Raw genomic sequence first — 10,485 nt, forward strand, 5'->3', positions numbered from 1 at the left:
TTCGCGTTACCCAACCTCCGTTACGCCAGACTGACTGCCTCGACCCTGAACTTCCAGACAGCAGCAGTTGACAGAGTTTTATGATTCAATGTACGACTGTAAATAGAATATCGCCAGAATGACAGTGAAATATATGCATTTAAACCTTAAGAACATCAAGCTGTCTTGTGCCAATATTCAATCTGGGTTCTGGCCTGTAACCTGGCCTTTCGATCAGCATCCAGCACCTGCTCAATATCACCAGCACTCTTCACCTGAAGCGCCTGAAGAGTGGCATCAATGACTTCCGGGATACGATCAAAGCGAAGATGATCGCCCAGAAAGGCTTCTACAGCCGCCTCATTGGCTGCATTAAGCATAGCGGCAGCAGTACCACCAGTAGATGCAGCATCCTGAGCCAGCTGCAAACACCTGAAACGCTGCAGACAGGGCTTCTGAAAATCCAGCCTGCCAACATCGGCCAGAGAAAGTGGCTCTACACCGGACTGGATGCGTTCCGGCCAGGCCATTGCATGAGCAATAGGTGTGCGCATATCCGGGTTCCCCATCTGGGCCAGAACCGAGCCATCCTCATAGTCCACCAGAGAATGAATAATACTCTGCGGATGAATCACCACTTCGACCTGTGAGGGGCGGGCACCAAAGAGCCAGCACGCCTCAATAAACTCAAGCCCCTTGTTCATCATGGTCGCCGAGTCTACAGAGATTTTTCGCCCCATACGCCAGTTCGGATGAGCACAGGCCTGGGCAGGCGTGACAGCTGGAAGAGCTTCTACCGGAATATCCCTGAAAGGACCACCCGAAGCGGTTAATAAAATCCTGCGAACCCCAATGCTCTGAAGACCTTGTCGATAACCATGAGGAAGGCACTGAAAGATAGCATTGTGTTCACTGTCAATAGGCAACAACTGAGCTCCGGACTCTTTCACTGAATCCATAAAAAGCGCACCAGTCATTACCAGCGCCTCTTTGTTTGCCAGCAAGACTTTCTTGCCTGCCTTGACAGCAGCCAGAGTAGGCAAAAGACCTGCCGCTCCGACAATAGCTGCCATGACGATATCGACGTCTGAATCAGCGGCCACCTGAGCGACTGAACGGCTACCACCAAGAACCTCTGTTTTGATTCCTTCAGCTTTAACCGACACCCTCAACTGGTCTGCAACAGCAGGATCTGACATTACAGCAAAGTCGGGCTTAAATGCCCTGACCTGCTCCAGCATCGGGTCATGACTCCGACATGCGACCAGCGACCTTACTTTATAACGATCACTGTTTCGGGCAATGACATCCAGAGTGTTTTTTCCGATAGACCCGGTTGAGCCCAGTACACAAACCTGCTGCATGCTTAACTCCCACCGATAACCAAAGCAAGAGTAAAGACCGGCACAGCCGCCGTCAGGCTGTCTATTCGATCCAGCACCCCACCATGGCCGGGCAGTAAATTACTACTGTCCTTAATCCCACGCTCTCGCTTGAGCATACTTTCAAAAAGATCGCCCAGCACGGAAACCAGCACGACAACTATTGAAAGCACTAAAAGCCCCAGCCCACGGGCAAAAGAAAGGTCAAAGTAGAGCCCCACACAGGCCGCTACCAGTAACGACATCAGCAGCCCGCCCACTAATCCTTCAATCGTTTTCTTGGGACTCACCCGTTCAGCCAGCTTGTGACGCCCGAGACCCTTACCGGCAAAATAGGCCCCCACATCAGCCGCCCAGACGAGCAGGAATACCAGCATGATGGTCCAACCCTGCTGGTCATGGAATTTGAGTTTTGTGAGAGCAAACCAGGCCGGGACCAACGTCAACAAGCCCATCATCAGCCTTAAAAAACGACTGTGACAGAAATAGGCGGAAGAAGGATAACCCTTGACCAGAGCAAATGCTACCAGCCACCAGACGACAGATACAGCCAGCAGTATATAGGCTGACATATCTTTAACAAACCAGCAGACCCCACCAGTCAATAACACATAACCCACCCGGGCGGCGGTGTCCTTGAAACCAGACAAGTTGGCCCACTCCCAGGCTCCAAGCATAATAACCAGAGCAATCAGGATCGAAAAAGCGGTGGGAGAAAGAAAAACAACACTCCCTAAGGCCATAACTGCCAGAAACACGGCAGTGAGAATTCTCTGTTTTAACACGTAGCCTCAGCCTCCACCTGCTCGCTGGTCTTGCCAAATCGTCGCTGACGATTGACATAAGCCAGGAGCGCACGCTCAAACTCCCTGCGATCGAAATCCGGCCACAAGGTTTTGGTAAAATAAAATTCGCTGTAGGCACACTGCCACAGAAGGAAGTTACTAATACGCTGCTCACCACTGGTTCTGATTAAAAGGTCGGGCTCGGGTATACCAGCCGTACTCAAATGCTGACCAATCAACGACTCATCAACCTCGTCAGCGGATATCTCACCCTGCTCCACCAGGCTAGCCACCTTACGAGCAGACTGAGCAATATCCCACATCCCACCATAATTAGCAGCAATCACCAGGGTCACTTTCGCCCCGTCAGCAGTCAAAGCTTCTGCTTCTGCAATCTGCGCCTGAATGTCAGGGCTAAAGCGACTTACGTCGCCTATAATTTTCAACCTGATATTATTTTTTTTGAGCTTGCCAGTTTCCTTGCGCAATGTCCTCAGGAACAATTCCATCAGGCCATCCACTTCACTCTTCGGCCGATTCCAGTTTTCACTACTGAAAGCAAAGAGAGTCAGAACCTTAATACCTGCTTCACCACAAGCCTCAACTACTCCTCTTACTGCTTTTACACCCGCTCGATGTCCGGCAAGACTCGGAAGCAGTCGCCGTTTCGCCCAGCGGTTATTCCCATCCAGAATGATGGCCACATGGCGGGGCAACTTACTCACCGGTATCCCCTCTAAGTTGCCGATTTCCTCTAGCGATTTCATGGCCATTCACTATTTTGTTGATCTGAAAATACAATTTATTTGCAGCCCCCTGGAGGCGTTCACAGTTAAATACAAACACCCGCAAAGTGCCGCTCCTAACGCCTCAGAACGGAAAGACCCGCCTGAGAGACAACATCCCTGATCAAATAAGACATTTAGAGGAGCAACAGGCAGTCATGCAAAGGAAATGCAGCCACGCCCCTGAGGAGGGGCTAACGAGAACGCTGTTATAACCGCATTAGCAATTAAATTCAGGCTGCTACATCAAGATTCAAACAGACTGATTTTCCTCGCTCATGACTGTCTATAAGCAACCAATAAGAAGATGAAGCACTCAAACTTCCATCAGATCTTTTTCTTTGCTGGCCAGCGCCGCATCGACTGCAGCAATGTATTTATCAGTCACCTTCTGGATATCGTCCTGTGCACGACGCTCATCGTCTTCACTGATTTCCTTTTCTTTTTCCAGCTCCTTGATGTCGGCCAGTGCATCACGACGAATATTGCGAATAGCAATTTTAGCGTTTTCAGCTTCCTGACGTGCCTGACGGGTGTAGCCCTTCCGGGTCTCTTCAGTCAGGGGAGGAAGAGGGATACGAATCACCTCACCGGCAGTGGAAGGATTCAAGCCCAGATCAGATTTAAGGATCGCTTTTTCTACATCAGGCACCATCTGTTTTTCCCAGACCCGAACAGCCAGGGTTCTGGCATCTTCAGTAGAAATGTTCGAAACCTGGCTTAATGGCGTCTCGGAGCCGTAATAGGAAACCCGGACACTATCCAGCAGACTCGGGTGAGCACGGCCAGTACGAATTTTGGCAAATGCACCATCCAGAGAGTCAACACTCTTGCTCATGCGCTCTTGCGCATCTTGCTTAATTTCTTCAATCATTTACCACCCCACTCACCAGTGTTCCTTCTTCGCCACCTACCACTGCATTGAGCAGAGCACCGGATTTATTCATATTGAAAACCCGAACGGGCATCTGCTGATCACGAACCAGACAGATCGCAGTCAAATCCATTACACCAAGTTTGCGCTCAAGCACATCATCATAGGTCAGGGACTCAAATTTTACTGCATCAGGATGTTTAACCGGATCCTTGTCATAGATACCGTCAACTTTGGTTGCTTTCAACACAACATCGGATTCAACTTCAATACCACGAAGGCAGGCTGCTGAGTCTGTTGTAAAGAAAGGGTTACCGGTACCCGCTGAAAAGATCACTACATCACCACCATTGAGGTAGCGCATTGCACGACGATGGTCATAGTGTTCAACAACACCATCCATCGGAATGGAAGACATGACACGGGTATTGATGTTTGAACGCTCCAGGGCATCACGCATAGCCAGGGCATTCATGACTGTGGCCAGCATCCCCATATGATCGCCAGTCACACGATCAAGACCAGCAGCACTCAACGCTGCTCCGCGAAAGAGATTTCCGCCACCGATAACGATACCAACCTGAACGCCGATACCCACCAGCTGGCCGATTTCCAGGGCCATTCTGTCAAGAACACTGGGATCAATACCAAAGTCCCCCGATCCCTGAAGGGCCTCACCACTGAGCTTAAGCAGAATGCGCTTATATTTCGGTTGTCTATCATTTGCCGGCATTTTCAGCTTTCCGATTCAGAGTTAGGCGAAAAGGCGCCTGTCCCCAACGGCCTGCCGACTCACCCCAAACCTCAATGAATGAGTTTTATGCACTATTGGCAGCTGAAATTCAGCCACTCATATACAACCTTGCATCAGTGCATCAATACTCAGACATCAGGATATGGGCAAACCTGCAAACCTGCAGACCTGCTGAGCAGACTCAATTAAGCCTACTCAACTGAAAGGTCAGACACCATCCATTAAGTACTAACAGTATCAGGATTGGAGTCCAGCCTGGGCTCGAACTTCAGCAGCAAAGTCCACTTCTTCTTTCTCGATACCCTCACCCACTTCGTAGCGAACGAAGCCTGTGATGGTAGCGCCCGCTTTCTTGGCCAGAGCGCCAACTTTAACATCAGGATCCTTAACGAAAGGCTGCTCCGTCAAACTGTTTTCAGCCAGGAACTTGTTGATACGACCAACAATCATCTTCTCGATGATTTCAGCTGGCTTGCCGGACTGCTCTGCCTGAGCCTTGAAGATTTCCTTCTCTTTCTCGACCAGATCAGCTGGCATATCGTCCTTGTTAACCACCTGAGGGTTAACAGCAGCAACGTGCATAGCTACATCACGAGCCAGCTCGGAGTTGCCACCGTCGAGGCTGACCAAAACAGCAATACGCTTATTTCCGTGAACGTAAGCGTCAATCACGCCGCCTTCTACGATTTCAATACGACGAACACCAATGTTTTCACCGATCTTCTGTACCAGAGCCAGACGTGCTTCTTCCAGCTCACCCTCCATCAGCTTGGCCACGTCAGCTTCCTTACGATCAAAAGCGGCATCCACCACTCTCTGAACGTAACTCAGGAAGTTATCGTCACGGGCAACAAAATCGGTCTCGGAGTTAACTTCGACCATTACACCGAAGCTACCATCTTCGGCAACTTTAGTGGCGACAATACCTTCAGCGGCAGTGCGACCTGCTTTCTTGGCGGCCTTGGCCTGACCAGATTTACGCAGCTCTTCAATAGCCTTTTCGATATCACCTTCCGAAGCAACCAGAGCCTTCTTGCACTCCATCATGCCCAGACCAGTGCGTTCACGCAGTTCCTTAACCAGTGCTGCAGTAATTGCTGCCATGGTGGGTTCCTCTCGCAAATATTCAATAAGGGGTTCAGGGCAGCCTTGAGCTTATTTATTTAGCGCTTCAAGCTTATGACATATGAACAAGCTTGTGCATACTGAAGCTCTTGCCAACGACCACCCCAAAGTGACAAACGCTCTTTTTAATCTGAAAAAGGGGGCTACGCCCCCTTTTCGCAACGATCCGGAAATCACGCTTCCTTAGCGTCTTCCTGACCGTCATCAGCCTTGGCTTCAGCTGCTTCTTCAGTTTCAGCTTCTGCTTCAACTTCTACAAACTCGCTTTCAGTGCCTGTGTTGGCTGCCGCACGACCTTCGAGGACAATATCTGCAGCAGCTTTGATGTAAAGCTGAATAGCGCGAATCGCATCATCGTTACCTGGGATAACGTAGTCAACACCTTCAGGGCTGGAGTTGGTGTCAACGATACCAATGACAGGGATACCCAATTTATTGGCTTCCTGAATAGCGATGCGCTCGTGCTCAACATCGATAACAAACAGCGCGTCTGGCAGACCACCCATTTCCTTGATACCACCCAGAGACCGATCCAGCTTTTCCAGATCGCGACGGCGCATCAGGGCTTCTTTCTTGGTCAGTTTTTCGAAAGTACCGTCTTCAGCCTGGGCTTCCAGATCACGCAGACGACGGACCGACTGACGAATGGTCTTATAGTTGGTCAGCATACCACCCAACCAGCGATGCGCCACAAAAGGCATACCGCAACGAGCAGCTTCTTCACGGATGATTTTACCGGCAGCGCGCTTGGTACCAACAAAAAGAATCTTGTTCTTACCTTCGGCAAGCTTGCGAATGAAGCTCATCGCTTCATTGAAGGCAGGCATGGTGTGCTCAAGGTTAATGATATGAATCTTGTTGCGAGCACCAAAGATGAATTTGTTCATCTTTGGGTTCCAGAAACGAGTCTGGTGACCAAAATGCACACCCGCCTTGAGCATGTCACGCATGGTGACTTGAGCCATGAGAAATCTCCTGTTACAGGGTTAGGCCTCCACACACCCCATGAGTTCGACCCAATGATCAGCTTTCGCTGATAGCCAGGGCACCCTGAATCATGTGTCGGTGTATGTGAGTTCTGGTTACAAAATAAATAAAAACCTCGCAGTCAGGCAACCCTGAACACGAGGACGCAGTTTTATACCACAATCGAATGTTGATTCATAGCCAGAAGACTTCTTAGAAGGAAGATTCATCAACTCCATGGAAACCGGTTCTACTATACGATAGCCAACTCTCCCTTCTTTTCTGTTAGAATTCCAGCAAGTGAATCCGTAAAGCCCCGGGAAAGCTGCTTAAGTAAACCGCCATGAGCGAAAAACGACCCTATTATTCTGTCGTCATAAGGTCACTCGCTGCAAAGCACTCTCGGTATTTCCCGCGCCCTACAAAGAACATTTGAAATGAAAGTTACGATCAAAACCTCTGAAGATATTGAAAAAATGCGCGTCGCCGGCAAGCTTGCTGCTGATGTACTGGAGATGATCACTCCCCATGTGAAACCCGGCATTACTACTGGTGAACTTGATCGTATCTGTCACGACTACATCGTTAATGAACAGCAGGCTATCCCGGCACCCTTGAACTATGGTGCAGCTCCCGGCCGCCCCGGCTTTCCAAAATCGATTTGCACCTCCCTTAACCACGTTGTCTGTCACGGCATCCCCAACGACAAGAAAACCCTGAAAAATGGCGACATGCTCAACATCGACATCACTGTCATCAAAGACGGTTATCACGGTGACACCAGCAAGATGTTTCTGGTAGGCAGTTCGCAACCTTTTGCTGAAAAACTGGTCAAAGTCACTCAGGAATGTCTTTACAAGGGCATTGAAATCGTTAGGCCCGGTGTCAAGTTAAGTGATATTGGTCGGGTGATCGCCCGGCATGCTCACGCCAATCACTATTCAGTAGTTGAAGAGTATTGCGGCCACGGTATCGGCAGAGTCTTCCACGAAGACCCTCAAGTCCTTCATTATGACGGCTATGGCGATCATAACGACTGCGTTCTGCAGGAAGGCATGACATTCACCATTGAACCTATGATCAATGCTGGTAAGAAGTTTACCAAACTCCTGGGAGATGGATGGACTGCGGTCACCAAGGACCGTCGCCCTTCTGCCCAGTGGGAGCACACCATTCTTGTTACCGCTGACGGCGTCGAAATACTGACTCTCAGAAGTGAAGAGACGCTTCCCTTTTGATCCCTGAATGGCTCGCTCATCTTATCAATAAAATCTCATCTATAAAGAGTGCGGGCCGGTTTTATTAGCGACGGAGTGCCAGGACCTATTATGAATCACGCAAGCCCACAGATTCCCGACCAGTTTAAAGCCCAACTGTTTGATAAAGACGCATTTGTTGCCGCTCTGAGCAACCAACCCTCCATCCCTCTTTACAAAAACACTATTCAGTCTGGCAGGGAAACGCTGAACCAATGGTTCAGTAAAGAAGTCAATATTGATCAGCTGGTTTACAGCCACACCTGGCTCATAGACCAGATTCTTATCACAGCGTGGGAACAGTCTGCCTGGGACGATTCTGAACACATCAGCCTGCTCGCTGTTGGGGGTTATGGCCGCGGCGAGCTTCACCCCGGTTCCGATATCGACATTCTGATTCTTCTGGAGAGTGACGAGTACCAGATCCATCAGTCTGAAATCGAAGCTTTTCTAACGACTTTGTGGGACATCGGCTTAAAAGTAGGTTCCAGCGTCCGATCCTTAAGAGAATGCACTGAACAGGCCAGAAGTGATCTGACGATCATCACCAACCTCATGGAAGCTCGCCCCCTGTCCGATCCTGAAAACCTGAATAAACAACTTCAGGAGAAGATCGACATCCACCACATGTGGCCCAGTAATCAGTACCTTCAGGCCAAATTTGACGAACAGAAAGCCCGGCATAAAAAGTACGCTGACACTGCCTACAGTCTGGAACCTAACATAAAAGGCTCACCCGGCGGCATCCGTGATCTGCACATGCTGGGCTGGACGGCAAGACGTCATTTTGGTACTCAGGACCCCATCAAGCTTATGGCCCTGAATTTTCTGACGGAAGCTGAATACGAACAACTGATCCGCTGCCGGGCGTTCCTTTGGAAAATACGCTGGGCGTTGCATACACTCACAGGCCGGGGCGAAGACAGACTTCTGTTTGACCATCAGCGATCACTGGCTGAACAGTTTGGTTACCAGGACCACCCGGGCTCACTGGCGGTTGAACAATTCATGCAAAGCTACTTCCGCACGGTTCTAATCGTTGGCCAGTTCAAAGACCTGATCCTCCAACATTTTGATGACAAGATCCTGAATGCAGACAAACCGCAGACGATAACCCCGATCAATGAGCGATTCCAGATACATAATCAGTATATTGAAGTCACCCATGACCGGGTATTCGCTGATCACCCGCCAGCTATTCTGGAAATGTTTGTCCTGATGACCCGAGACCCGGATATTCTTGGCCCAAGGGCTGAAACCATCCGGTTACTGCGCGATATTCGTCACACTGTTGACAGCCAGTTTAGAAAAGATCCCAGATGTGCAAAATTATTCCTTCAGCTTTTGCAGGCACCCTACGGATTGACTATCAGCTTGAGAAGAATGGCTCGTTTTGGGATCCTTGGCCGCTACCTGCCAGAGTTTGGCCGCATAATCGGACAGATGCAATTCGACCTGTTCCACACCTACACAGTCGACGCTCATACGCTATTACTGATAAAGCATCTGCGCAGCTTTCGTTACGAAGAAAACAAGCAACGATACCCTATTGCTTCTCGAATCATCCATGACATAAAAAAACCCGAACTGCTCTATGTTGCCGGACTTTATCACGACATTGGCAAGGGTCGTGGAGGTGACCACTCCCAGCTGGGCGCAGTTGACGCCGAAGTATTCTGCCGAAGACACGGCCTGCGTCGTGTAGACACCAAACTCATTGTCTGGCTGGTACGCGAGCACCTCACCCTGTCGACCACTGCCCAGAAAAAAGACCTGTCAGACCCTGAAGTCATTCAGGATTTCGCCCGTAAAGTGGGTAATTTGAACAGTCTGAATCATCTCTATCTGCTCACTGTTGCCGACATTAATGCCACCAACCCTGAGTTATGGAATGGCTGGCGCTCTTCTCTATTGCAACAACTGTATAGTCAGACCCGGCAGGTTCTGGAGTACGGCATAGAGAATATGCCTGACAGTGATGAAAGACTGCAGGACATTCAGCAGGAGACTCTCGAACTTCTGGCTGACAACAATCTGGACACCCAATCGATCCAGTCACTCTGGGAGACTCTGGATGATGACTATTTTTCCCGTCATGACCCCCATGAAATTGCCTGGCATACCCGGGGAATTCTCGCTCACGAGGGAACACCCCCCCTGGTTCTGACCCGTGAAACCGACACTGACAGGGAACACAGTGGTTCACAAATTTTTGTTTATGCGCCTGACCGCCCCAATCTGTTTGCTGCGACGGTAGCCGGACTCGACTATCTGCACATCAGTATTCAGGACGCAAGAATCATCACTTCCAGCGATCAGTTCAGCCTGGACACTTACACGGTATTAGAAGAAGATGGTTCTGCTATCGGCAATAATGAATCACGCATTATGCAGATTCAGAGTTACCTGCAACAAATCCTCAGTGCCCCCCGGCAAATGCCAGATGCAGCACAGAAGCGCACCCCCAGACAACTGAGACACTTTGCCAAAGAGCCCCAGATTACCATCAGTAACTTGCCTGGGATTAAAAAGACACTGCTTGAGATCAAGGCAACCGACAGACCCGGGCTTTTGGCCAG

10 protein-coding genes are annotated in these 10,485 nt (G+C 49.8%); 3 read left to right on the plus strand and 7 right to left on the minus strand.

Annotated elements, in window-relative coordinates; translation table 11 throughout:
• Window positions 1-155 precede the first annotated feature (155 nt).
• The 6 genes from ispC to tsf form a co-directional block, all read right to left on the minus strand.
• A complete protein-coding gene (gene ispC, locus KDK18_RS12720) occupies window positions 156-1,343 on the minus strand; it encodes a 1-deoxy-D-xylulose-5-phosphate reductoisomerase (protein ID WP_257255301.1) in 1,188 nt (395 codons plus the stop codon).
• Between the two features lie 2 nt (window positions 1,344-1,345).
• Window positions 1,346-2,146 carry a phosphatidate cytidylyltransferase gene (locus KDK18_RS12725; protein WP_257255302.1) on the minus strand — a complete coding sequence of 267 codons (801 nt, stop codon included), beginning with the start codon at window positions 2,144-2,146 and terminating at the stop codon, window positions 1,346-1,348.
• Window positions 2,140-2,913: a polyprenyl diphosphate synthase gene (gene uppS, locus KDK18_RS12730; protein ID WP_306670929.1), complete on the minus strand. Its 774-nt coding sequence runs from the start codon at window positions 2,911-2,913 to the stop codon at window positions 2,140-2,142. The genes KDK18_RS12725 and uppS overlap by 7 nt, the downstream gene beginning before the upstream one ends.
• A 334-nt stretch (window positions 2,914-3,247) precedes the next feature.
• The gene (gene frr, locus KDK18_RS12735; protein WP_257255304.1) at window positions 3,248-3,805 is read right to left on the minus strand and encodes a ribosome recycling factor; all 558 of its coding nucleotides are present in this window, start codon (window positions 3,803-3,805) and stop codon (window positions 3,248-3,250) included.
• The gene (gene pyrH / locus KDK18_RS12740; RefSeq protein ID WP_257255305.1) at window positions 3,798-4,538 is read right to left on the minus strand and encodes a UMP kinase; all 741 of its coding nucleotides are present in this window, start codon (window positions 4,536-4,538) and stop codon (window positions 3,798-3,800) included. The genes frr and pyrH overlap by 8 nt, the downstream gene beginning before the upstream one ends.
• Window positions 4,539-4,796: 258 nt before the next feature.
• Window positions 4,797-5,663 (minus strand): translation elongation factor Ts, encoded by an 867-nt coding sequence (gene tsf / locus KDK18_RS12745; RefSeq protein WP_257255306.1) that lies wholly within the window; start codon window positions 5,661-5,663, stop codon window positions 4,797-4,799.
• An 82-nt stretch (window positions 5,664-5,745) separates the two neighbouring features.
• Between tsf and KDK18_RS12750 the strand changes: the two genes are divergently transcribed.
• Entirely contained in the window at window positions 5,746-5,871 is a 126-nt protein-coding gene (locus KDK18_RS12750) for a hypothetical protein (protein WP_257255307.1), read from the plus strand.
• On the opposite strand, the gene rpsB is transcribed toward KDK18_RS12750, so the two are convergent.
• Window positions 5,858-6,649: a 30S ribosomal protein S2 gene (gene rpsB, locus KDK18_RS12755; RefSeq protein ID WP_257255308.1), complete on the minus strand. Its 792-nt coding sequence runs from the start codon at window positions 6,647-6,649 to the stop codon at window positions 5,858-5,860. The two genes, KDK18_RS12750 and rpsB, sit on opposite strands and share 14 nt — an antisense overlap.
• 438 nt (window positions 6,650-7,087) lie before the next feature.
• Here rpsB and map point away from each other — a divergent pair, with 438 nt between their 5' ends.
• Together map and glnD are read left to right on the plus strand one after the other, a co-directional pair.
• Window positions 7,088-7,888 (plus strand): type I methionyl aminopeptidase, encoded by an 801-nt coding sequence (gene map / locus KDK18_RS12760; RefSeq protein ID WP_257255309.1) that lies wholly within the window; start codon window positions 7,088-7,090, stop codon window positions 7,886-7,888.
• Window positions 7,889-7,978: 90 nt separating this feature from the next.
• On the plus strand, window positions 7,979-10,485 hold a 2,507-nt coding region (gene glnD, locus KDK18_RS12765; protein WP_257255310.1), incomplete at its 3' end, for a [protein-PII] uridylyltransferase.

This window comes from Endozoicomonas sp. SESOKO3 (assembly GCF_024606255.1).